Origin of the sequence: Streptomyces sp. AV19, from assembly GCF_015999245.1 — a bacterium.
Lineage (GTDB): Bacteria > Actinomycetota > Actinomycetes > Streptomycetales > Streptomycetaceae > Streptomyces.
In genome coordinates, this window is sequence record NZ_JAEAMR010000010.1 from 931,317 (window position 1) to 953,946 (window position 22,630).

Below are 22,630 nucleotides of genomic sequence, written 5' to 3' on the forward strand. Positions count from 1 at the left end.
TGTCGCCCGTACCTGACACCTTCTGTCAGGTACGGGCGGGGGATGCTGAAGAATGCCGGGGTGCGTGCCGACCGACTGCTCTCGTTGCTTCTGTTGCTTCAGAACCGGGGGCGCATGACCGCTCCCGAACTCGCGGCGGAGCTGGAGGTCTCCGTCCGCACGGTCTACCGGGACGTCGAGGCGCTCGGCGCCTCCGGCGTCCCCGTCCGCGCCGACCGAGGCCCCGACGGCGGGTACTCCCTGCTCGACGGTTACCGCACCCGGCTGACCGGCCTCACCGAGGACGAGGCCGGCTCCCTCGCCCTGGCCACCGTGCCCGGCGCCGCCGCCGAACTGGGGCTGGGCGCCGACCTCGCCGCCGCGCGCCTGAAGCTGGAAGCGGCGCTGCCCGCCGGGCTCGGCGACCGGGCCCGCCGGGTCCAGGAACGCTTCCACCTCGACGCCGACGCGTGGTTCCGGGACCCCGAGCCCGTACCGCACCTGGCGACCCTCGCCGAGGGGGTGTGGCGGCAGCGCGTGCTGCGCCTGCACTACCGGCGCTGGAAGGGCGAAGTGCGCAGGGAGCTGGAGCCGTTGGGGCTCGTGCTCAAGGGCGGCATCTGGTACCTCGTGGCCCGGTCGGGTTCGGGGGAGGACGTCGTCCGTACGTACCGGGTCGGCCGGGTCCTCGCCGCGGAACTGCTGGACGGGCGCTTCGAGCGGCCGGCCGGCTTCGAGCTCGCCGACCACTGGCGCCGGTCCGCGCGGCGGCTGGAGGACGCGCGCCTCCAGGGCGAGGCCCTGCTGCGCCTCGCCCCGGCCGGACTCGCGCTGCTGCCCATGAAGTTCGGGGCCGAGGGGAGGCGGGCCGTGGAAGGGGCGGGTGCGCCGGACGCGGAGGGGCGGGTGACGGTGACGCTGCCCGTCGAGACGCTGCGGGTGGCCGTCCACGACGTGCTGGGGCTCGGGGCGGAGGCGGAGGTGCTGGGGCCGGCGGAGTTGCGGGCGGCGGTCGGGGAGGCGGTCGCCGCGCTCGCCGGCCGGTATCAACGTCCGTACACCTGACGGCAGATGCGCGAGGCGTCGCTGCCCGGCTGCCAGCGGCCGTAGCGCTCGCCGAGCGCGCAGGTGCCGGAACGCGCCGGGGGCGGTGCGGGAGGGGCGGCGGGCGGTGCGGGTGCCGGGCGGCGCGGCGGGTCGGGGGCGGGGTGCCGGGGTTCCGGGGCGGGGTCGGCGTGGCGTGAGGGTGGGGGTGGGGGAGCGGGGGCTTCCCGTGGTGGGGGAGGGGGTGGTGGAGGTGGGGGTGCGGCCGAGGTAGGGGGTGGAGGGGCGTCCGAGTGGCGGTCGGGGGGTGGGGGGTGGCGAGGGCGGTGTGGTTCGTCGGGTGGGTCGGTGTCGGGGTCGGTGTCCGTGTCGGTGCTGGGGTTTGTGGTGGTGTCGGTGAAGTCCCGGGTGTGGGAGGGGTCGGTGGGGTCGGTGGGGGTGTCCGGGAAGGGGCCCGGGGACCGGTGGCCTTCCTCGGCGGGGGCCGGGGCGCCGGGGGCGGTCGGGTCGTGTGATGTCCCCGGGCCGGTGTCGACCAGGGATTCGCGGTTTCGTCCCGGGACGATGGCGTTCTGGTCGGCGGTGTGGGGTGTGCCGGGGCGGTGGGGCGGGTGGGGGGAGAGGGAGACACAGCCGGTGGTGGGGGTGAGGGTGGCCAGCGCCATGAGGAGGGTGGCTGCGGGGAGTTTGCGCATCCCACCAACGCTGGTCTTTGTGGGGGGTGTTGGGAACTCCCCGTGGGGGTGATGGTGGGGTGGGGGGTGGGTGGGGGCGCGGTGGGGTGCGCCTCTGCGCCGTGGTGCGGGTGGGGGAGTTTTCCCCAGCCCCGCCCTTTCACCGTTTCCGCAGGGGCTGCGCCCCTTCGTAACCCCGCGTGGCGCGGGCCGCGCCGATCCGCGCTCCGCGCGGTGGGCGGGGGCTCCGCCCCCTGCACCCCTGCGGGGCTCCGCCCCTGCACCCCACCGGGGCTTCGCCCCTGGCCCCCGGAGGGGGCGCGCCCGCGATCTCGACGGGCTGCACTTCGGACGCTCCGCCCCCGCACCTCGGGCGCTCCGCCCCTGGACCCCGGAGGGGGCCATGCCTGGCCTCCGGAGGGGGGCGTACCTGGGCCTCCGGAGAGGGGCGTACCTGGGCCTCCGGAGAGGGGCGTGCCTGGGCTCCGGAGGGGGCTGTGCCCGGGCTTCGGAGGGGGTCGTGTCCTTCACCCCCTGTGCCCCGGTTCGGGGCTCCGCCCCGGGCCCCGCAAAGCGGCTGCTGTTTTGTCCTCAGGCTCCCCGGAGGGCACCCCCGGACAGGCTGGTTGCGGGCTCCGCCCCGGATCCTGCAACCGCGCTTCGCGCGGTGGTCCTCAAACGCCGGACGGGCTGGATCGGGGATCCGCCCCGGCTTGTCAACGCCGCTGCGTTTCTTGGCAGTTCCCCATCGCGCAGGGGCAACGCGGCTTCGCCGCGAGGTCCTCAGGCTCTCCCGGAAGGAGGAGCAGCGGCGGGCCGGGCGGGCCCCCCCCCCCGCGCGGGGGGGCCCCCCCCCCCCCCCCCGGGGGGGGCGCCCGCCCCCCCCCCCGCCCCCCCCCCGCGCCCGGGGCCCCCCCCCCCCGCCCCGCCCCCCCCCCCAACGCCGCTGCGTTTCTTGGCAGTCCCCCATCGCGCAGGGGCAACGCGGCTTCGCCGCGAGGTCCTCAGGCTCTCCCGGAAGGAGGAGCAGCGCCGGACGGGCCGGACAGCCCGTCCGGCGCTTGAGGACCACCGCGCGAAGCGCGGTTGCGGCAGCCGGCCGGCACCGGAGCCTCGCAAGGGCGCAGGGGCCCACCGCGCGGAGCGCGTCCCCGCGTCCCCGCGTCCCCGCGTCCCCGCGTCCCCGCGGGTTCCGAAGGGGCGCAGCCCCTGCGGAAACGGCGAAAGGGCCGGGTCGGGGCTACAGCCGTCCCCGTCCCCACCCGCACGTATGCTGCACGGACGGACACCACCAAGGAGGACCCGTGAAGGTCGGCTGCATCGGACTCGGCGACATCGCGCAGAAGGCGTACCTGCCCGTGCTCGGCACCCGGCCCGGCGTCGAACTGCACCTGCAGACCCGTACGCAGAGCACCCTCACCCGCGTCGCGGACGCCCACCGCGTCCCCCCGGAGCGGCGGCACGCCGACCTGGACTCCCTCCTGTCCGCCGGCCTCGACGCGGCGTTCGTGCACGCCCCGACGGCCGCCCACCCGGAGATCGTCACCCGGCTGCTGGAGGCCGGGGTCCCGGTCCACGTGGACAAGCCCCTTGCCGCCGAACTGGCCGTGTGCGAGCGCCTGGTGCGGCTGGCCCGGGAGCGGGGCGTCCCGCTGGCCGTCGGGTTCAACCGCCGTCACGCGCCCGGCTACGTCCAGTGCCTGGACCACCCGCGCGACCTGATCCTCCTGCAGAAGAACCGGCTGGGGCTGGCGGAGGAGGCCCGGACCCTGGTCTACGACGACTTCATTCACGTCGTCGATACCCTGAGGTTCCTCGTTCCCGGGCCTGTCGAGCACGTGGACGTGCGCGGGCGGGGGCGCGACGGGCTCGTCGAGCACGTCGTCCTCCAGCTCTCCGGCGACGGCTTCACCGCCCTCGGCGTCATGAACCGGGCGAGCGGCTCGACCGAGGAGGTCCTGGAGGTCTCGGGGCAGGACTCCAAACGGCAGGTGGTCAACCTCGCCGAGGTCATCGACCACAAGGGACAGCCCACCGTGCGCCGACGCGGCGACTGGGTCCCCGTCGCCCGCCAGCGGGGGATCGAGCAGTGCGTCGACGTCTTCCTCGAAGCGGTGCGCACCGGCAAGACGCCCGACGTCGAGGACGCCCTGCGCACCCACGAGCTGTGCGAGCGCGTCGTCAACGCCCTGGAGGAGCAGGCTTCCTGAGTGCCAGGACGGGGGCGGAGAGGAGCAGCGTCGCCAGCGCGGCCCAGACCGGCCAGTCGCCGAATCGCGCGTACGGGCTCGTGCCCTCGGCCAGCGGCACGTCGTAGACGACCGCGGCGGAGCGGTCGGTGCCCACCCACCGGCCGACCGTGCGGCCGCGCGCGTCCGCGACCGCGCTGACGCCGGTCAGTGTCGCGTGCACCACCGGCCGCCAGGTCTCCGCGGCCCGCAGCGCGGCGAGGGAGGCGTGCTGCTCCGGGGCCCAGCTGTGCTGGAAGGTGGATGTCGCGGACTGCGCGACGATCAACTGGGCGCCGTCACGGGCCAGTTGACGGCTCATGTCGGGGAAGGCGGACTCGAAGCACACCAACGGGCCGACCCGCAGCCCGGCGCCCGCCCCCGACGGCAGCCGCATCACCACCGGCCGCTCGCCCCGCCCTCGGTCCTCGCCCGCCGCCTTGCCCACGGAGGTGGCCCAGCCGAGCAGCGAACGGAAGGGGACGTACTCGCCGAAGGGCACCAGCCGCATCTTGTCGTAGCGGTCGCCGGTGGGTCCGTCCGGACCGATCAGTACGGAGCTCTTGAAGATCCCGGGGTGGTCGGAGCGCCGCGCGTCCACGTTGACCAGCAGGTCGGCGCCGACGGTCCGGGAGAGCGCGGCGAGTCTGGCGCGCAGGCCGGCGTCCCGGGCCAGGTCCGTGCCGACGCTGCTCTCGCCCCACACCACCAGATCGACCCGCCGCCCGGCCAGTTCGCGGGTGAGCGCCTCCTCGCGGTCGAAGCGCCGCCACGCCCCGTCGCCGGCCGCCGGGACCACGCCCGGCTGCACGATCGCGACCCGTACCGACCCGGCCGTCCGCGGCACCGGCGCCCACCACCACACCCCCGCCACCAGCGCGGCGCACGCCAGCAGCCCCGCCCCGGCGGCCCGGCGGGCGCCGGGGGCCGAAACGAGTGCTGCCAGCGCGGTGTTGACGGCGACCACCAGCAGGCCGACCAGCCAGACGCCGCCCACCGACGCGAGCCGGAGCGCCGCCGGAACCTGCCACTGGCTCGCGCCCAGCAGCGCCCAGGGCCCGCCCAAGTACTCCCAGGAGCGGATGAGTTCGGCCAGCAGCCAGCCCGCCGGAACGACGACGAGCGCCGCAGCGGTACGACGGGGCCCCGGGGCCCCGCCCAGCAGCCGCCATACCAGCAGCCCCCAGGGAACCCACAACAGCCCCAGCAGCGCCGCCAGTACCAGAATGAAGATGTGCAGGTTCGGCAGCAGCCAGTGGTGGATGGCCAGCAGGAAACCGGCGCCTCCCAGCCATCCCTCCAGCGCGGCGCGGCGCGGGGAGCGCGCCGAACGCACCAGCAGCAGCCAGGGGACGAGGGCCCCGTACGCCAGCCACCACAGAGCGGGTTCGGGGAAGGTCAGTGCAGGCAGCGCGCCCGCGGCCACCGCCGCGGGGGCCCGCCAGCGGGGTGCGGCGGCGGTCGGCCCGGACACCTTCGCCGGTGACGTCGGCGTCATCACACTCTCCCTCGTCAGGTCCCTTCCGGGCCGCGGTCCGGCCGGATTCCAGTGTGCGCGAGGCCCCGGGACACGCCCGGACCGGTGCGGGTGCGACACACTGGGATGTGCTGGAAACAGGAGGACGCCGTGAAAGGGCGCATGGGCACAAGTGCTAGCGCCCCCTTCGATCGCCTGCACACCACACGCATGAGCGGGATCCGGCCATCCGCCGGGCGTCCGGTTATCGGTCTGCGCCGAGGCCAAAACCCCGACAACAGCGCGCAATTTTCAGCCTTTCTGGTCGCTACGCAGTGCAGAAACGGTTCTATGTGTTCCGAAACGAACGGAAGTGATCCATGGGTGGAGCGCCAGAAAGGCGCACAGCGGTACGTATCGCGGGTTATCGCTGTCCCGCCCTGGGCAGGTACCGGGCAAAACTGGACAGGAACGCTGGTTGCTTGTTGCTGGGGGGCGGCATGACTCGCGCATGTGATCGAATGGCAATCCAGTCGTCACCGGAGGAGAAGGAACCCTTCCGGGACACGGCTCCCCGTCCATCCATCCATCGACAGCCGATGTCTCGGAGGGGTCCCATGGACAATCTTGTTGCGGAAGTGACCGCTGCTGCTGATGCGGTGTGTGAAGAGACCCCGGTGCCCTCCTACTACTCCAGGAAGACCGCCGAGATCCTTCACAAGTACGGCCCCGGTCCCCGGATCCACTTCCATGTGGGCATGTTCGAGCCCGGCCTCAGTCCCAACACCACGGTCTCGCAGCGCGTCCTGCGCAACCGGCTCAAGGCCTCGCAGGAAGCCGCCCTCGACCACGCCGCCCGCGCCTGGGGGGTGGCGGAGAACCCGCCGGAGCAGCTCTTCGACATCGGCTGCGGCATCGGCGGCGGCTCCATCTACTGGGCCCAGGAGTACGGCTGCAACGTCACCGCGATCACGGTCACGGCCAAGCACGTGCCCGTGATGGCCGACCTCGTCCGCGAGGCCGGCGTGGAGGATCTGGTCACCCCCGTCCTCGGGGACATCCACGACCTGCGCGAGGAGACCGCCTACGACGCGGCCGTGGCGATCGAGAGCTCCGGGTACATGGACCGCGAGCGGCTCTTCGCCGTCGTGGCCAAGGCGCTCAGGCCCGGCGGCTGGTTCGGCATCCAGGAGCACTTCCTGTGCCGGCCCGAGTGGACCACGTTCATCGACGGCTACTACAAGACGCGCCTGGGCACCCTCGCCGAGTACATCGCGGCCGCCCGCGCCGCCGGCTTCGAGCTGGAGCAGGACGAGGACATCACCGACCGCGTCGCGGAGTTCTGGGTGCAGTCGATGGCCTGGACCACGGCCGAGCTGGACAAGGTGCACCGCACCGGCGCCCCATCCCCGATCGCCGCGGACCGGCTGCTCGAATCGGCGCTCACGCACGGCAAGTTGTTCCGCGCCTGGCGGGACCACGCGGTCGAGACCCGCATGCTGCTGTTCCGCATGGAGGGCGACTGAGATGGCCCTCACCACCCCCGAGACGCCCCTCACCACCCCCGGGACGCCCGTTGCCGCTCCGGAGACGTCCCTCCCCGCCGCCGGAGCGGCGTCCCGGGCCCCGGCCATCGGCTGGCGGCTGCCGCCCTTCTACTGCCCGATCGAACCGGCCGTCCACCCCCGCCGCGCGGAGCTGGAGCGGCGGGCGGTCGCCTGGCTGGACCGCAGCGGCATCTTCCGCGACGCCACCGACCGGGCCTGGAGCATCGCCACCCACAGCACCGACTTCAGCTGCCGGATGATCCCCCACGGGCACGACGAACCCCTGCTGCTGTTCATCGAGTGGAACCACTGGGCCTTCGCCCTCGACGACATCTGCCACGACACCGGCGCCGCCGACATCAACACGGCCCGGATCGTCGACCTCAACGCCCGGATATCCCGCTGCCTGGAGGCGCCGGGCTCCGCGATGCTCGGCACCTCCCCCTTCGACCGCGCGCTGGAGGACCTCGCGGCCCGGACCCGCGCCGTGGCCCGCCCCGTCCAGCTCCGCCGGGTGGCCGAGGGGATGCGCGACTGGCTCTTCGGCGCCGCGTGGCAGGTCAGCAACATCGAACGGGGCGTCATGCCCACGCTCTCCGACTACGTCGCCCTGCGTCCGTCGATCAACGGGACGCGCTTCTCGCTGGCCTGGAACGAGATCGCCAGCGGCGCCGAGGTCCCGGACGAGGAGCTCTCCGCGCCCGCCGTCCAGGCCCTCACCGAGGCCGCCGGCTTCATCGTGAGCTGCGACAACGACCTGTTCTCCTACGCCAAGGAGGACGACCACGAGACCACCGACCAGAACCTCGTCAACGTGCTCGCCCACCACAACGGCACCTCCACGGCCCGGGCCCTGGAGGAGGCCGTCGCCATACGGGACCGCGCCATGACCCTCTTCCTGACCCTGCGCGGCCGGATCGCCCGCACCGCCGGCCCCCGGCTGGCCCGCTACCTGGAGGCGCTGGGCCACTACATCGCCGGCTGCATCCGGTGGATGAACGACGCCCCGCGCTACGCCAGCCCCCGCAACCGCCACGCGCTGCCGGTCCCGGGGGCGACGTACGGGATCACCTGGCGGGACACCCCCAGCGATCCCCGGACCGACCCGCTGCCCATACCGTCCGCGGCGTGGTGGTGGGAGCAGCTCGATCCGCCGGTTCACTCACCGCGGAACCACCGGGTCAGCGACCGCCACCAGGAGGCGCGCGGGCGCGGCCCCGAGGGCGGGGGCGCCGGGACCGCGGCCGCCCGGTCGTCGGCCGGCGTCCGGGCGTCGTCGGCGTCCTCCGCGGGCGGGGCGGCGACGGCCGGCACCAGCGGCGCGGGCGGCTGCGGGGCGCCGGGGGTGAACGCCACCGGCAGCGCGATCAGATGACGTGACATCAGGGCCGAGACCCAGCGCAGCTCCGACTCGGCCACCGCCAGGCGGACGTCGGGGAGGCGGGTCATCAGCGCGTCGATGCCCGTGTCCGCGATGGCCCGGCCGATGTCCTGGCCGGGGCACTCGTGGGCGCCGCCGCTGAAGGCCAGGTGGGAGCGGTTGCCGTGGACGGGGGTGGTCGGGTCGGGGCGGACGGCGGTGTCCACGTTGGCCGCCGCGAGCCCGAGGACGAGCGCGTCCCCGGCCTTGATCTTCTGGCCGGCCAGCTCGGTGTCCTGGGTGGCCCAGCGGCCGAGGATGGTGGTGAACGGGGGCTCGTCCCACAGGGTCTGCTCGACCGCGTCGGGCAGGGTCATATGGCCGCCGGCCAGGTTGGCCCGGCACCGGGGGTCGGTCAGCACCATCCGCAGCGTGTTGGCGATGAGGTTGGCGGTGGTCTCGAAGGCGGCGATGAGCACCAGCCGCAGGTGCTGCTGGACCTCGTCGTCGGAGAGCTCGGACGGGTGCTCCAGCAGCCAGCTGGTGAAGTCCGGCCCGGGGTCCTTGTGCTTGCGGGCCACCGTCCTGGCCAGCGACTCCTGGACGAAGGCGTTGCTGGCGACCGCGGTCTCCGTGCCCTTGATCATGTCACGGGCGGCCTGCACGAGCCGGGGACTGTACTCCTCGTGCATGCCCAGGAGTTGGGTCATCACCATCATGGGCAGCGGCTCGGCGAAGGCGTGCACCAGGTCGGCGCCGCCGGAGGCGCAGAACTCGTCGACCAGCTGGTTGGCGAAGCGGGTGATGTGCCGGCGGACCCCGCGCCGGTCGAACCGGCCCATGGAGTCGTTGATGGCGCCGCGCCAGCGCTCGTGCGCGGCGCCGTCGGCCATCGAGCAGATCGGCTGCCAGGTGGAGATCGGCGCCAGCTGGTGGGTGGGGCCGATCTCGCCGTTCTGGATGGCGTGCCAGTTGCGCGAGTCGCGGGAGAAGCGCGAGGGGGTGCGGGTGACGTCCAGATTCTCCCGGTAGCCGAGGACCAGCCAGGCCGGGACGTCGCCGCTGAGCAGCACGGGGGCGACGGCGCCGTGCCGCTCGCGCAGCTGCTCGTACAGCCCCATGGGGTCGGCCTCCGCGGCCTGCCCGTACAGCCGGGCGACGCCGCCGGAACCGTAGGCGTGGGCCGGGCACTCGGGTGGGGGAGCGGCCTGCGCGGAGTCGGCGCGGGTGTGCTCGTCGGGTGGGGTCACTGTGGCTCCGGGGTGGTGTGTGCGAGGCGGTACAGGTAGCGCATGAGGGTCATCAGGGCGTCGCGGCAGGACGCGCGGTCCCGGGCGTCGCAGGCGAAGATGGGCACGGACTCGGGCAGGTCCATGGCGGCCCGCAGCTCCGGGATGGGGTGGACCGGGGCACCGGGGAAGGTGTTGACGGCGACGACGAAGGGCACGCCGCGCTCCTCCAGGATGCCCACGACCTCGTAACTGACCTCCAGGCGGCGGGTGTCGAGCAGCACCACCGCGCCCAGGGCGCCCTCGAAGAGACCGTCCCACAGGAACCAGAACCGCTCCTGCCCGGGGGTCCCGAACAGGTACAGCACCAACTGCTCGTTGATGCTGATGCGGCCGAAGTCCATGGCCACGGTGGTCTCGATCTTCTGCTCGATCCCGGCGATGTCGTCCACGCCGACGCCGGCCTGGGTCATCGTCTCCTCGGTGGTAAGCGGTCTGATCTCGCTCACCGTGCCGACCAGGGTGGTCTTGCCCACCCCGAACCCGCCCACGATGACGACCTTCACCGCCGCCGCGGCGGTGGCCGGGAGGATGTCCTCCCTCCTGGGACCGGTGTGGGGGTCAGAGGTTTTGTAGTCCATGCATCACCGCCTCCAGGAGGCTTACGTCAGGAAGGGCAGCGACCGGGACCGGAGGCCTGGCCTCCACGTGACCCCGCGAGAGCAGGTCGTCGAGCAGGACGGTCACGGTGCTGACGGGCAGCGTGAGATAAGCGGATATCTCGGCGACGGACAGCGGGTAGTCGCACATGCGGACGATCGTCCCGTGCTCGGGCTGGAGGCCGGGGTCGGTCTCCGTGCGGGCGACGATGAGGGTCACCAGGTCGAGCCCGGTGGTGCTCTTCTCCGCCTCCCCGCCGCCCTTGGTGACGATGTACAGCCGGTCCGGATTGCCGGGATCCCATGCCCGTTCGGGTTTGCTCATGCCACCGGCCCGCTGACGCGCGGCGGGCTGGTGAGGTGCTCGCCGATGCGCGCCACCAGGTCGCGCATCCGCTGGCCCATCAGCCCGGCGTCCACATCGTCGTCGGCCAGCACCGCCAGATACGCGCCGGCGCCGGCCGCCATGAGGTAGAAGAAGCCGCCGTCCACCTCGATCACGACCAGCCTCATCTGGCCGTCGCCGTGCGGGAATTCGGCGGCGATCGCGGTGGACAGGCTCTGCAGTCCCGCGCAGGCGGCGGCCAGCCGGTCCGCGGCGTCCGTGTCCGTGCCGTGCTGCGCCATGCGCAGGCCGTCCGAGGACAGCACGATCACGTGGCGGGTCTGAGGAACACTGGATGCCAGGTCCTTGAGCATCCAGTCCATGTTGAACCGCTGCTGCGTCACTTGACTACTCTTTCTCGTCTGACGGGTCATCAGTGGTCGGTCCCCGGTCGCCCGCCGGAGCGTCGCCCTTGAGGGCGTTGGTGAAGGCGGCCAGCCAGATGCCCGGCTGGGTGGGCTCGGCCTCCGGCTCGGGGGTCCGGGCGGCCTCGGCCGGGGCGACGGCCGCCGCCCGGGCGGCCATGCCCAGCGCGCGCCGCCGGCGCTGCGGAAGTCCCTGGGCGGTGTGCTCGGCCATGGACGGGGACGGCATCTGGGGCGGGTCCGGCAGCGGACGTCCGGGCTTCTTCCTGGCCTTGGGGGGCGGCAGGGTGGCGGCGCGGGCGATCTCGCCGCCGGGGGTGGCGCTGGCGGTCACCAGCCGGGACGGAATGATCAGTACGGCCCGCACGCCGCCGTAGGCCGAGGGGCGCAGCGACACCCGGAACTCGTAGGTCCGGGCGAGCCGGCTGACCACGGCCAGGCCCAGGCGGGGTGTCTCGCCCAGGTCGTTGAGGTCGAGGCCGCGGTCCGCCAGCTCCAGCACCTGCTCGGTGCGGCGCCGGGTCTCGTCGGTGAGCCCGACGCCCGCGTCCTCGATCTCGATGGCGACGCCGGACTGGATCTCCACCGCGGTCAGGTGCACCCGGGTCTCCGGCGGGGAGTAGCGGGTGGCGTTGTCCAGCAGCTCCGCGGCGGCGTGGATCACCGGCTCGACGCCGGGGCCGGTCACCGCGACGTCCGCGACCGAGTGGAGGTCGACCCTGCGGTAGTCCATGATCCGCGACATGGCGCCGCGCAGCACGTTGTAGAGCGGGATCGGGTTCTTCCACTGGCGGCCGGGCCGGGAGCCGCCGAGCACGGCGATGCTGTCGGCCAGGCGGCCGATCAGCGCGGTCCCGTGGTCCAGGTGCAGCAAGTCGCTGAAGACCTCGGGGTTGTTGCCGTGCCGGTCCTCCATCTCCCGCAGGTCGGTGGCCTGTTGGTGGACGATGGCCTGGACGCGGCGGGCGATGTTGACGAAGGCGCGGTGCGCGGAGTCGCGCAGGCCCTCCTCGGCCTGCACCGCCTCCACCACGTTCTGGAGCACGGAGCGGTGTTCCGCCGCGAACGAGGAGCCGTTCGAGGGGGACGGGGCGACTTCGCGGAGCACCTCGTCGGTGGACGCGCCCTGCTGGAGCATCCTGAACGCGGTGGGCAGCAGTTCGCGCGCCAACCGGCGGGTCTCCGCCTCCTGTTGGGCCAGCCGGTGCCGGAGCGCCGCCTCCTGCTGTTCGCACCGGTGGCGCAGCGCGTGGATCACACGGCCCCGGCGGGCCACCTCCGAGGTGGTGAGGGCGACGGTGGCGGTGGCCACCGTTCCGCACCAGAGCGCCGGGGTGCGGGCCTCGGGGGGTGCGAAGAAGGCGGCGGCGACGGTGCAGACCGCCAGCACCACAGGTGGAACCAGCCATATGAGGGAGGAGGCGGGCCGCCTGACGTGAGGTGACGATCCAGTACCAACCATCGAGTTCCTCGGGGCTTGGGGGATGAGGGGCTTGGGGACGGTTCGGGGGCGACGTGGGGGCGGGGCGCCGCCGGTGCGCGAAGGGAGATCGCGGCGCGGGGTTCCCGGACTTCCCCGGGGTGTCCCCGGGTTGGCCGGGAATCTCCGGTCGCGTCGGCGCGGCGGTGGGCGGCAGCGTGCCGCAGTCGCCACGACCCGCTGCGGGGAAGGAGCGTAGCCGGTCGCGCGCTCCTCCGGCGCGAAGTTGTCATATTCGCGAAAAGGGCTGACGAGCGAATTCGAAAGGCATCACAATGCCCCCGCGTCACGTTTATCGAAAAGATTTTTGAAGGCCCGGGTCGGGTTCGGGACGACCGACGGGTCATGCTCGCGGGTGGTCTGTCCGACGAACCCTTCCCCCGCCCTCCGCGCATGCGGCTAGGCTCGCCCCACCACACTCATACGGGAGACACGTCATGACGGGGCAACAGCACGAACGGCGCCCGTACACCGCCCTGTTCGAGCGCGAGCAGGAGGTCGCCGCGGCGGAGCGGGCCGTTGAGGCCCTGTGCGGCGGGGCCGACGGGAACGGCCCCGCGACCGGAGGGCTCCTGCTGTTCAGCGGCGAAGCGGGCGTCGGGAAAACGGCGTTGCTCGGCGAGGCGCGCCGCCTGGCCGCCGAGCGCGACGGCTGTACGGCGCTCTCCGCGCGCGGCAGCGAGCAGACCCGGTCCCTTCCCTTCCACGTCGTGCGGCAGTTGCTGCAACCCGCCCTGGCCCCCATGGCGGAGCAGGAGCGGCGACGGATGCTCGGCGACTGGTACGGCATCGCCGGTCCCGCCCTCGGCATCGCGCCGCCGTCCGGTCCGCAGGCCGACCCCCAGGGCGTCCGCGACGGAATCGACTGGCTCGTCATGCAGTTGGCGATGGCCCGCGGCCGGCTGCTCCTCGTCGTCGACGACGCGCACTGGGTGGACGCGGCGTCGCTGTCCTGGCTGACCTCCTTCGCGCTGCGCCTGGCCGACCTGCCGATCCTCCTCGTCGTCGCCTACCGGCCGGAGGAACTCCCCGATCACTCACCGGCGTTCCGCGACCTGGTCGGCAGCCGCGGCAACCGCCCGGTCACGCTCCACCCGCTGACCCCGGGCGCCGTCGCCGAGATGGTGCGCACCGCCATGGGCCGCGACGCCGACGACCCGTTCTGCCGCGAGGTCTGGGCCGTCACCGGAGGCAACCCCTACGAGGCGGTCGAGCTCGTCGCCAAGGCCCGGGACCGCAGCCTGGCCCCGCTGGAGGAGTCCGCCGCCCTGCTGCGCGAGCTCGGCGCCGCCGCGCGCGGCAGCGGCCTGGTCGCCCGGCTGGAGCGGCTGGGCAACGCCACCACCCGCTTCGCCTGGGGCGCCTCCGTGCTCGGCACCGAGATCGCGGTCCGGGTGGCCGCCATGCTCGCCGGGATGAGCCCGGCCGAGGGCGCCGTGTGCGCCGACCGGCTGCGCGAGGCCCGCATCCTCACCGGCGCCGCCGACCTCGAGTTCGTCCACCCGCTCATCGCCACCGCCATCTACCAGGCCGTCCCGTCCGCCGCCCGCACCGCCATGCACGGACTGGCCGCCTGGGCCGTCACCAACGCGGGCCAGGGGGCGGCCGCCGCCTCCCGGCACCTGCTGGAGGTGCACCCCGAGGGCGACGCCGACCTCGTACGGCAGTTGCGGGACGCCGCGCGCGAACACCTCGCCGTCGGCGCCCCGGAGGCCGCCCAGCGCTGTCTCGAACGGGCGCTGGCCGAGCCGCCCCCGGAGGAGGAGCGGGCCGCCGTCCTCTACGAGCTGGGCTGCTCGGCCCTGTTGACCTCGCCGCCCACCACCATCAACCATCTGCGCTCGGCCCTCTCCCTCACCGGGCTCCCCAAGGAGCTGCGGGTGGACGCCACCTACCGGCTCTCCCAGGCGTACGCGCACAACAGCCAGCTCAGCGAGGCCGCCAAGGTGGTCGCCGAGCACGCCGTCCGCACCCCGGACGGGCCCGGCCGGATGCGGCTCCAGGCCGCCCACTACCTCTGGAAGGGCATCCAGCTGGAGGAGGAGGGCGCCCACGAGCGGTACCGCGAGGTCGCCGAGCTCACCGAGCACCTCGCCGGGCGGGACAACGCCGAGCGCGCCCTGCTCGCCCTCCGCGCCTTCGACGCCATGATCCACGCCGAGGACGCCATCGAGGTCACCGAACTGGCCGACCGCGCCCTGGTGGACGGCCGCCTCGCCGGCGGCATGGGCTGGACCAACACCGAGTGGGGCTTCGAGCTGCCCAGCATCATCGGCATCACCTACGCCTACACCGACCGGCTCGACCGGGCCGAGGAGCTCTTCACCGAGGCCGTCCGGGAGTTCGAGGTCTCCGGCTGGCGCGGCGGACACCTCGCCTTCGCCCACGAGTTCCTCGGCCTCGTCCACCGCCGCCGCGGCGACCTCGAGCGCGCCGAGGGCTTCCTGCGCGAGGGGCTGCGGCTCGCCGACCGGCTGGGGCCGGGCGTGCCCATCCAGTGGGACGGCACCTGTCTGCTCATCGACACCCTGCTCGCCCGGGGCCGCCTCGACGAGGCCCAGGCCGTGGCCGAGAAATATTCCTTCGGCCCGCCCTATCCCCCGGCCATGGTCATGCCCGACGCCGCCTGCGTGGTCGGCCGGCTGCTGCTCGCCCTCGGCCGCACCAAGGAGGCCGTCGCCGAGCTGGAGGCCGCGGGCCACCGCCTGGAGGAGCGCGGCCGGCACAACACCCTCTGGGCGCCCTGGGCCCTGGACCTGGCCGCCGCCGTCGCCCCCGAGGAGCCCGGGCGCGCCCGCGAGCTCGCCGAGCGGGCCGTGCGCTACGCCCACCGGTTCGGTACCGAGACCGCCATCGGCGAGGCGCTGCGGCGTGCGGCGCCCCTCGCGGAGCCGGAGGAGGGGCTGTCCCGGCTGGAGCGGGCGGTCCGGCACCTGGCCGGCTCCCCGTGCCGCCACGAGTACGCCCTGGCGCTGGTCGACCGGGGGCAGGCCCTGGAGCGGGCCGGGCGCGGCGCCGAGGGCGTCGAGTCGCTGCGCGAGGGCCTGCGGATCGCCGGGGAGTGCGGCGCGGAGGGGCTCGCGGACCGGGCGCGCGAGACGTTGGCCCTGGTGGGCGCGGCCGGGGCCTGAGTGGGCGGGGCCTGAGCGGGCGGGTTCTGAGGGGGCGGACGCCGTCCGCGCCGGGGGCCGCTCCGGGATGCGATCTCCGCCGCACCGGGGTGCCATGGAAGGAACCACTGGGCGGAGGACGTCATGGCGCATGCGGTGTGGAGCGGTGCCCTCTCCTTCGGGCTGGTCACCCTTCCGGTGCAGATGTTCGCCGCGACGGAGAGCCACACGATCCGGTTCAACCAGCTCCAGCGCGGCACCTCGGACCGGGTGCGCAACCGGCGCGTCAACGAGCGCACGGGCGAGGAGGTCCCGCTCTCCGAGGTCGTCAAGGGCTACGACATGGGGGACGACTACGTCGTCGTCGAGCCGGGCGAGCTGGAGGACCTCGCACCGGGCCGATCCAAGTCGCTGGAGATCAGCGGGTTCGTGGACCTGGACGCCATCGACCCGATCTACTTCGACAAGACCTACTACCTCGGCCCGAAGAGCAAGGAGTACGCCAAGGTCTACGCCCTGCTGCACGAGGCCCTGACGCAGTCCCGCCGGGCCGGGATCGCCACCTTCGTGATGCGCAACCGGGAGTACCTCGTCGTGGTGAAGGCGGAGGGCGACATCCTGACGCTGCACACCCTGCACTGGGCCGACGAGATCCGCGATCCGCGCACCGAGGTCGGCACGCTGCCGGAGCGGAAGAAGGTCGCCGAGCGCGAACTGGCCACCGCCGTCCAGCTGGTGGAGGCGCTCAGCGTGGACTGGGACCCCGAGACCTACCACGACACGTTCCAGGAGAAGGTCCTCGACCTCGTCCAGGCCAAGCGGGCCGGGGGGACAGTCGAGAAGAGCGAGCCGGCGCCGCGGTCGACCAACGTCATCGATCTCATGGGGGCGTTGCAGGCGAGCATCGACAAGGCGAAGGGGAAAGGGAAGGCCGAGCCGTCGGGGAGGAAGGTGCGCCCCCCGACGCAGATCAGGGAAGCGGCCAAGAAGCGGGCGGCCAAGGCGGGCGAGCTGGAGGAGCTCACCAAGAACGAGCTCTACCGGCGGGCCACCGACGCGGGCGTCCCCGGCCGTTCCCACATGACCCGTGACGAGCTGGTCAAGGCGCTGAAGAGGGCGTCCTGAACGGGGGACCGGCGGGCGGCCGGCAGACCGTGGACATCGAGGGTCACCGGCTGTCGTTGTCCCACCTCGATCGGGTGCTCTTCCCGGGTTCCGGCCACACCAAGGCCCAAGTGCTGCACTACTACGCGCAGATCGCGCCCGTGATGCTGCCGCACGTCGCCGGCCGCCCCGCGTCCTTCGTGCGAGCGCCCGAGGGGCCGGCGGGCGAGAGCTGGATCGCCAAGAACCCGCCGGCCGGGGCGCCGGACTGGGTGCCGGTGGTGCCGGTCGAGCACCGCGACGGGGCGACCGAGCAGGTCGTCATCGATTCGACGGCCGCACTGATCGCGATGGTGAACCTGGGCGCGTATGAGGTGCACGTCCCGCAGTGGCCGGCCGCGGCCGGGCGGGACGCGCACGACCGCCTCGTCCTGGACCTCGACCCCGGGCCCGGCACGGACCTCGTCGTCTGCTGCCGCGTCGCGGAACGGCTGCGGCAGCTCCTGGACGAGGACGGGCTCACGGCCTGCCCGGTCCTCTCCGGCTCGAAGGGCCTGCACCTGTACGCCCCGATCCGTCCCGCGTCCGGGCGCGCGGTCAGCGCGTACGCGAAGGGGCTGGCGGAGCGGCTGACCGGGGAGCACCCGGGGCTGGTGGTGGCGTCGATGGCGAAGCTGGAGCGGCGGGGGCGGGTGCTGATCGACTGGAGCCAGAACGCGTCGGCGAAGACGACGGCGGCGCCTTATACCGTGCGGTTGCGGGAGAGGGCCCAGGGGCCGGGGGTGGCGGCCCCTGTGACCTGGGACGAGGTGGCGGCGTGCCGGTCGCCGGGAGATCTGGTGTTCACGCCGGAGGCGGTGGTGGAGCGGGCCGCTGATCGCGGGGATTTGCTGGGGGCGTTGCTGAGCGGGGACGGGGTGCGGGGGCCGGTGCCGTAGCCTGCGGCGGGCCGGTGCGGGGGAGGGTGCCCCCGGCCCGCCCTTTCTCCCCCAGAGGGGGTGCCCCCAGTTTCTTCCGGGGCTGCGCCCCTCGGCCCGGCACCGCGCTCCGCGCGGTGAGGCGGGGGCTGCGCCCCTTGCACCCCGCTTCGGGGCTCCGCCCCGGGCCCCGCAAAGCGGCTGCGCCGCTTTGGTCCTCAAGCGCCGGACAGGCTGAAGTGCGCGCCCGGGCACGAATCCAGCCCGTCCGGCGCTTGAGGACAGCGCCCGGAGGGCGCTTCGGGGGTGCAGGGGGCGCAGCCCCCGCCCATACCGCGCGGAGCGCGGTGCCGGGCCGAGGGGCGCAGCCCCGGAAGAAACGGTGAAAGGGCGGGGTAGGGCTCACTTCTCCGCGGTCCACGACCGCAACCGGTCCACCCCCCACGCCGTCACCACCCGCTCCACCGGCACCCCGCACTCCTCCGCCCGTGCGCAGCCCAGGAGCTGCCACTCCAGCTGGCCCGGCGCGTGCGCGTCGCTGTCGATCGCGAACAGCACCCCCGCCTCGACCGCCAGTCGCAGCAACCGCCGCGGCGGGTCCAGCCGGTCCGGCCGGCTGTTGATCTCCACGGCCGTGCCGAAGCGGGCGCACGCGGCGAAGACGAGTTCCGCGTCGAAGGCCGACTCCGGCCGCTTTCCGCCGACGAGGCGGCCGGTGCAGTGGCCGAGGACGTCCACCAGGGGGTTGGCGACCGCGGTGACCAGCCGCCGCGTCATGCTCTCCGCGTCCATGCGCAGCTTGGAGTGGACGGAGGCGACGACGACGTCGAGCCGTTCCAGGAGCGGCTCCTCCTGGTCGAGCGAGCCGTCCGGCAGGATGTCGCACTCGATGCCGGTGAGGAGCCGGAAGCCGTCCCCCAGCGCGGAGTCGACCTCGGCGACGACGTCGAGCTGCCGCCGCAGCCGGTCGGCCGACAGGCCGTTCGCGATGGTCAGCCGGGGGGAGTGGTCGGTGAGCACGGCCCACTCGTGGCCGAGCGACGCCGCCGCGCGGGCCATCGCCTCGATCGGGCTGCCGCCGTCCGACCAGTCGGAGTGCAGGTGGCAGTCGCCGCGCAGGGCGGCCCGCAGCTCGTGCCCGTCGTCCACCGGCGGCCAGTCGGAGGCGTCCTCCAGCCGTGCCAGATAGCCCGGCACCTCGCCCCGCAGCGCCTCGGCGATCACCGCCGCCGTCTTGGGCCCGATGCCCTTGCGGTCGGTGAGGGAGCCGGACTCCGAGCGGCGGCGCACCTCGTCCTCGGGCATCGCGGAGACGACGGAGGCAGCGGTGCGGAACGCCTGGACGCGGTAGGTGGGCGCCCGGTCGCGTTCGAGGAGGAAGGCGATGCGTTCCAGCGCGTCGACGGGATCCATCAGGGCCTCCGGAGGGCGGCCGGCGGCAGGTACTCGCGGACCAGGGTGCGGTGCCACCACGCCCCGGTGGCGCGCAGCTCCCGCCAGGTGGTGAAGCGGTAGAGGTAGAGCCGGGCGCGGACGTGGGCGGGCGGGGCGTCGGGGAAGGGGTTGTGGCGCAGCAGCCGCAGGGTGTCACGGTCGCCGAGGAGCAGGCGTTCGACGAAGGGGCCGAACCAGTCGCGCGCGTAGGCGGGGGAGATCCCGGCGAACCACATGAGCCAGTCCAGGCGCAGGTGCCAGGGGGCGAACTGGCGCGGCGTGCGCCGTACGTCGCCGGGCTTGCCCTTGAAGCCGTACTCCTTCCACACGGTCGCCGGGCCGATCACGGTGTCCTCGGTGCCCTCGACGACGACCTCGTAGCGGCTGCGGTTGACGCTGCCGAAGGCGCCGTAGGTGTTGACGAGGTGGAAGGCGTTGAAGGACATGTTCATGCGCTGGCCGCTGGAGAGCAGGTTGCGCACGGGCCACCAGCTGAGCGCGGCGACGAGGGCGGTCGCGGCGAGGACCAGGACGACGTACCACAGGGGCGCGGAGGGCGCGGAGGGGTGCGCGGGCAGGCCGAGGAGGGAGGCCATGGCGTCGCCGTCCACGGCGGAGAAGGCGAGGACGACGGTGAGCCAGTTGAGCCAGGCGAAGTTGCCGGAGGCGACCAGCCAGAGCTGGGTGACGATCACCAGCCCGGCGGCGACGCTCGCCACCGGCTGCGGGGCGAAGAGCCCGAAGGGGACGACGAGCTGGGCGAAGTGGTTGGCGGCGGTCTCCACCCGGTGCAGCGGCCGGGGCAGGCGGTGGAAGAACCAGCTGAGCGGGCCGGGCATGGGCTGGGTCTCGTGGTGGTAGTAGAGGCAGGTCAGATCGCGCCAGCAGGCGTCGCCGCGCATTTTGATCAGTCCGGCGCCGAATTCGACCCGGAAGAGCAGCCAGCGCATCAGGAAGAGCACCAGGACGGGCGGGCCGGTGCGCGCGTTGCCCAGGAAGACGGCGAGGAACCCGGCCTCCAGCAGCAGGGACTCCCAGCCGAAGCCGTACCAGGTCTGCCCCACGTTGACGATCGACAGGTAGAGCGCCCAGAGCACCGCCCACCAGGCCATGGCGACGCCCAGGGGCACCTCGTCGGCGGCCCCCGCCAGGATCCCCGCCGCGAGCAGCGCCCCCGACCAGGCGCACAGGGCGAAGAAGCGGTCCGAGTAGTGCAGCCGGAAGAGGGTCGGCGCCCGCCTGGCGGGGACGTACGCCAGGAAGCGGGGGACGGGCAGCATGCCGCGCTCCCCGATCAGGGCGCGGAACTGGAGGGCGGCGGAGAGGAACGCGACCAGGTAGAGGGCGGCCAGCCCGCGCTGGACGACCAGCCTGCTCAGCCAGTACCCGGAAGCCGTGAACCACTCCACCCGGGTATCTGTACCCCCAGTCGTCCCGGGGCCCCGCTGCTGTGGTGAAAGAAATCGAAGAAACGGGCAAAAGGTGGCAGAGTGGATCCGTGGTTGATCGGGGAGCGACGCCTGCCTCCGGAGCGCTGCCGGACGACTGGCCCGCTCGCCCGGAGCCCATCCTCGTCCGCAACCGGGTCGGGACCTTCGACTGGGACCTCATCAGCGGACGCCTGCACCTGGACGCCACGGCCCTGGGCATCCTCGGCATGCCGCCTGAGGAGTTCCGGGGGCGCATCGGCGACCTGGCGGGCCGGGTGCCGCGCTCCGACGGGGCGCGGCTCGACACCCTGGTCGCCCGGGCGCTGAAGGACGGCAGCGAGAGCTACGGCGCCTACCACCGGGTACGCCGCGAGGACGGCTCCCTGCACTGGGCCTACACCCAGGGCCACATCGAGCGTGACGGGGCCGGGCGGCCCTGCCGCATCCTCGGCCTGCTGCGGGACGCCGACGCGGAGCTCGCCCTCGCCGACCGGCCCGGCGAGAGCGACGGCGAGCGCCGCCACCAGACCACCGTGGTGGAGGCCATCACCGCCGCCCTGGCCCACGCCAGGACCGTTCAGGACGTGATCGACTTCTTCAAGGACGTCCGGGCCGTCGAGCACCTCGGCTCCGACCTGCTCGTCCTCGGCCTGATCGAGTCCGGCCGCATCCACCTGGTCGCGGAGGGCCCGTCCGAGCACTTCATCCCCGGCACCCGCTACACGCGGATCGACGACAACTTCCCCATGAGCGAGGTCATCCGCACCCTCACCCCCCGGTTCATCGAGTCCCGCGAGGAGTTCGCCCGCTGCTACCCCTGGCTGTGGGAGCACATCGAGGACATCGGCATCGCCTCCGCCGCCTACCTCCCGCTGATCGCCCAGGCCAAGCCCATCGGCGCGCTCGGCCTGCTCTACCGCGAGGCCCGCGGCTTCAGCCGGCAGGAGCGCAACCTCTTCATCGCGCTGGGCAGCAGCCTGGCGCAGAGCATCGCCCGAGCGATGCTCTTCGACCAGGAGCACGACCTCGCCGAGGGGCTCCAGCAGTCCATGCTCCCGCGGCGCATCCCCGACGTGCCCGGGGCGCAGATCGCCGTCCGCTACCGGTCCGCCCGCCTGGGCCGGGACATCGGCGGCGACTGGTACGACGTGATCCCGCTGCCCGGCGGCCGGGTCGGGGCCGTCATCGGCGACGTCCAGGGCCACGACACGCACGCCGCCGCCGTGATGGGGCAGCTGCGGATCGTCCTGCGCGCCTACGCGACCGAGGGCCACGCCCCGGCCACCGTCATGGCCCGCGCCTCGGCCTTCCTCCACGAGCTGGACACCGACCGCTTCGCCACCTGCTCCTACGCCGAGGCCGACCTGTCGACCGGCGTGGTGCAACTGGTCCGCGCCGGGCACATCGACCCCCTGCTGCGGCACACCGACGGCACTTCCCGCCGGCTGCCCGTGGCGGGCGGGCTCCCGCTGGGCCTGTCCGCCGAGTTCGGGCGGCTCGACTACCCGGTGACCAGCGTGGAACTGGACGCGGGGGAGACGCTGCTGCTGTTCACCGACGGCCTGGTGGAGCAGCCGGGCTCCGACCTGGACGAGGGTGTGGGGCAGCTCTCGGAGGTGATCGTCACGGGGCCGGAGGACCTGCACGAGCTCGCCGACCGGCTGTGCGACATGGTCACGGAGCGCGTCGGCGAGGACGACATGGCCGTCCTGCTGCTGCGCCGCCAGGGCGTGCCCACGCGCCCGGGCGGACGCCTCCAGCAGCACATCGCCCCCGCGGACCCCGAGGCCCTCTCCGCCGCCCGGCACATGATCCGCACCGCCGTGCGGGCCTGGGGCGCGCGCGAGCGCTCCGACGAAATCGAGCTGGCGGCCGACGAGTTGGCGACCAACGCGCTGCTGCACACCGACGGGGCGGCGGTGGTGACGATCCGGATGCTCGCCGGTCCCGAGCGGCGGCTGCGGGTGGAGGTGGAGGACCGTTCCAGCGCGCTGCCCCGGCGCAGGGAGCCGGGGGAGATGGGGGTGTCGGGGCGGGGGCTGCTGCTGGTGGACCGGCTGGCGGATGTGTGGGGGGTGGAGCCGCGGGGTGGGGGGAAGTCGGTGTGGTGCGAGTTTGTTCTGGGTGGGGAGTGAGCCCCGGTCCCGCCCCTTCACCGTTTCTTCCGGGCTCCGCCCGGGCCCGCAACGCGGCTTCGCCGCGTTGACCGGGGGCTTCGCCCCCTGGACC

At 73.7% G+C, this 22,630-nt stretch carries 16 protein-coding genes and 1 pseudogene; 8 read left to right on the forward strand and 9 right to left on the reverse strand.

Going from position 1 to position 22,630, the window contains the following annotated elements:
- Positions 1-60: 60 nt before the first annotated feature.
- A complete protein-coding gene (locus I5Q34_RS22670) occupies positions 61-1,044 on the forward strand; it encodes a YafY family protein (protein WP_199894127.1) in 984 nt (327 codons plus the stop codon).
- On the opposite strand, the gene I5Q34_RS22675 is transcribed toward I5Q34_RS22670, so the two are convergent.
- The gene (locus tag I5Q34_RS22675; protein WP_199894128.1) at positions 1,026-1,718 is read right to left on the reverse strand and encodes a hypothetical protein; all 693 of its coding nucleotides are present in this window, start codon (positions 1,716-1,718) and stop codon (positions 1,026-1,028) included. The two genes, I5Q34_RS22670 and I5Q34_RS22675, sit on opposite strands and share 19 nt — an antisense overlap.
- Before the next feature lie 1,283 nt (positions 1,719-3,001).
- Here I5Q34_RS22675 and I5Q34_RS22680 point away from each other — a divergent pair.
- On the forward strand, positions 3,002-3,907 hold the full coding sequence (locus I5Q34_RS22680) for a Gfo/Idh/MocA family protein (protein WP_199894129.1): 906 nt from the start codon (positions 3,002-3,004) through the stop codon (positions 3,905-3,907).
- Here I5Q34_RS22680 and lnt read toward each other — a convergent pair.
- Positions 3,879-5,423, reverse strand: coding sequence for an apolipoprotein N-acyltransferase (gene lnt, locus I5Q34_RS22685; protein ID WP_199894130.1), 1,545 nt, complete (start codon positions 5,421-5,423; stop codon positions 3,879-3,881). The genes I5Q34_RS22680 and lnt overlap by 29 nt on opposite strands.
- A 575-nt stretch (positions 5,424-5,998) precedes the next feature.
- On the opposite strand from lnt, the gene I5Q34_RS22690 reads away from it, so the two are divergent.
- Positions 5,999-6,907 (forward strand): class I SAM-dependent methyltransferase, encoded by a 909-nt coding sequence (locus tag I5Q34_RS22690; protein ID WP_199894131.1) that lies wholly within the window; start codon positions 5,999-6,001, stop codon positions 6,905-6,907.
- A 277-nt stretch (positions 6,908-7,184) separates the two neighbouring features.
- A pseudogene (locus tag I5Q34_RS34955) lies at positions 7,185-7,805 on the forward strand (terpene synthase family protein); the annotation flags it as partial.
- A 281-nt stretch (positions 7,806-8,086) separates the two neighbouring features.
- Here the strand turns inward: I5Q34_RS34955 and I5Q34_RS22695 are convergent.
- From I5Q34_RS22695 to I5Q34_RS22715, 5 genes are read right to left on the reverse strand one after another with little or no spacing between them, the layout of a single operon-like run.
- Entirely contained in the window at positions 8,087-9,538 is a 1,452-nt protein-coding gene (locus I5Q34_RS22695) for a cytochrome P450 (protein WP_199894132.1), read from the reverse strand.
- On the reverse strand, positions 9,535-10,158 hold the full coding sequence (locus tag I5Q34_RS22700; protein ID WP_199894133.1) for an ATP/GTP-binding protein: 624 nt from the start codon (positions 10,156-10,158) through the stop codon (positions 9,535-9,537). The genes I5Q34_RS22695 and I5Q34_RS22700 overlap by 4 nt, the downstream gene beginning before the upstream one ends.
- The gene (locus I5Q34_RS22705) at positions 10,139-10,501 is read right to left on the reverse strand and encodes a DUF742 domain-containing protein (RefSeq protein WP_199894134.1); all 363 of its coding nucleotides are present in this window, start codon (positions 10,499-10,501) and stop codon (positions 10,139-10,141) included. Before I5Q34_RS22705 ends, I5Q34_RS22700 begins: the two co-directional genes overlap by 20 nt.
- Complete coding sequence (locus I5Q34_RS22710; RefSeq protein ID WP_199894135.1) at positions 10,498-10,905, reverse strand: roadblock/LC7 domain-containing protein; 408 nt, start codon at positions 10,903-10,905, stop codon at positions 10,498-10,500. Before I5Q34_RS22710 ends, I5Q34_RS22705 begins: the two co-directional genes overlap by 4 nt.
- A gap of 4 nt (positions 10,906-10,909) precedes the next feature.
- Complete coding sequence (locus I5Q34_RS22715; protein ID WP_234429198.1) at positions 10,910-12,388, reverse strand: ATP-binding protein; 1,479 nt, start codon at positions 12,386-12,388, stop codon at positions 10,910-10,912.
- Positions 12,389-12,843: 455 nt separating this feature from the next.
- On the opposite strand from I5Q34_RS22715, the gene I5Q34_RS22720 reads away from it, so the two are divergent.
- From I5Q34_RS22720 to ligD, 3 genes are all read left to right on the forward strand, one after another.
- On the forward strand, positions 12,844-15,537 hold the full coding sequence (locus I5Q34_RS22720) for an AAA family ATPase (protein WP_199894137.1): 2,694 nt from the start codon (positions 12,844-12,846) through the stop codon (positions 15,535-15,537).
- Between the two features lie 123 nt (positions 15,538-15,660).
- Complete coding sequence (locus I5Q34_RS22725) at positions 15,661-16,641, forward strand: Ku protein (RefSeq protein WP_199894138.1); 981 nt, start codon at positions 15,661-15,663, stop codon at positions 16,639-16,641.
- 29 nt (positions 16,642-16,670) lie between these two features.
- On the forward strand, positions 16,671-17,558 hold the full coding sequence (ligD, locus tag I5Q34_RS22730) for a non-homologous end-joining DNA ligase (RefSeq protein ID WP_277965401.1): 888 nt from the start codon (positions 16,671-16,673) through the stop codon (positions 17,556-17,558).
- 381 nt (positions 17,559-17,939) lie between these two features.
- Here ligD and I5Q34_RS22735 read toward each other — a convergent pair whose 3' ends face one another.
- Together I5Q34_RS22735 and I5Q34_RS22740 are read right to left on the reverse strand one after the other, a co-directional pair.
- The gene (locus I5Q34_RS22735) at positions 17,940-18,950 is read right to left on the reverse strand and encodes a PHP domain-containing protein (protein ID WP_199894139.1); all 1,011 of its coding nucleotides are present in this window, start codon (positions 18,948-18,950) and stop codon (positions 17,940-17,942) included.
- The gene (locus I5Q34_RS22740; protein WP_199894140.1) at positions 18,950-20,380 is read right to left on the reverse strand and encodes a lipase maturation factor family protein; all 1,431 of its coding nucleotides are present in this window, start codon (positions 20,378-20,380) and stop codon (positions 18,950-18,952) included. Before I5Q34_RS22740 ends, I5Q34_RS22735 begins: the two co-directional genes overlap by 1 nt.
- A gap of 89 nt (positions 20,381-20,469) precedes the next feature.
- On the opposite strand from I5Q34_RS22740, the gene I5Q34_RS22745 reads away from it, so the two are divergent.
- Positions 20,470-22,536, forward strand: coding sequence for a SpoIIE family protein phosphatase (locus I5Q34_RS22745; protein WP_199894141.1), 2,067 nt, complete (start codon positions 20,470-20,472; stop codon positions 22,534-22,536).
- Positions 22,537-22,630: the final 94 nt, after the last annotated feature.

What these genes read in the sequence shown, in the direction of transcription:
- I5Q34_RS22705 (WP_199894134.1), bottom strand. Translation starts at nt 10,501, where the DNA reads ATGAGCAAACCCGAACGGGCATGGGATCCCGGCAATCCGGACCGGCTG.
- lnt (WP_199894130.1), bottom strand. Translation starts at nt 5,423, where the DNA reads ATGACGCCGACGTCACCGGCGAAGGTGTCCGGGCCGACCGCCGCCGCA.
- I5Q34_RS22720 (WP_199894137.1), top strand. Translation starts at nt 12,844, where the DNA reads ATGACGGGGCAACAGCACGAACGGCGCCCGTACACCGCCCTGTTCGAG.
- I5Q34_RS22675 (WP_199894128.1), bottom strand. Translation starts at nt 1,718, where the DNA reads ATGCGCAAACTCCCCGCAGCCACCCTCCTCATGGCGCTGGCCACCCTC.
- I5Q34_RS22690 (WP_199894131.1), top strand. Translation starts at nt 5,999, where the DNA reads ATGGACAATCTTGTTGCGGAAGTGACCGCTGCTGCTGATGCGGTGTGT.
- I5Q34_RS22725 (WP_199894138.1), top strand. Translation starts at nt 15,661, where the DNA reads ATGGCGCATGCGGTGTGGAGCGGTGCCCTCTCCTTCGGGCTGGTCACC.
- I5Q34_RS22700 (WP_199894133.1), bottom strand. Translation starts at nt 10,158, where the DNA reads ATGGACTACAAAACCTCTGACCCCCACACCGGTCCCAGGAGGGAGGAC.
- I5Q34_RS22735 (WP_199894139.1), bottom strand. Translation starts at nt 18,950, where the DNA reads ATGGATCCCGTCGACGCGCTGGAACGCATCGCCTTCCTCCTCGAACGC.
- I5Q34_RS22715 (WP_234429198.1), bottom strand. Translation starts at nt 12,388, where the DNA reads ATGGTTGGTACTGGATCGTCACCTCACGTCAGGCGGCCCGCCTCCTCC.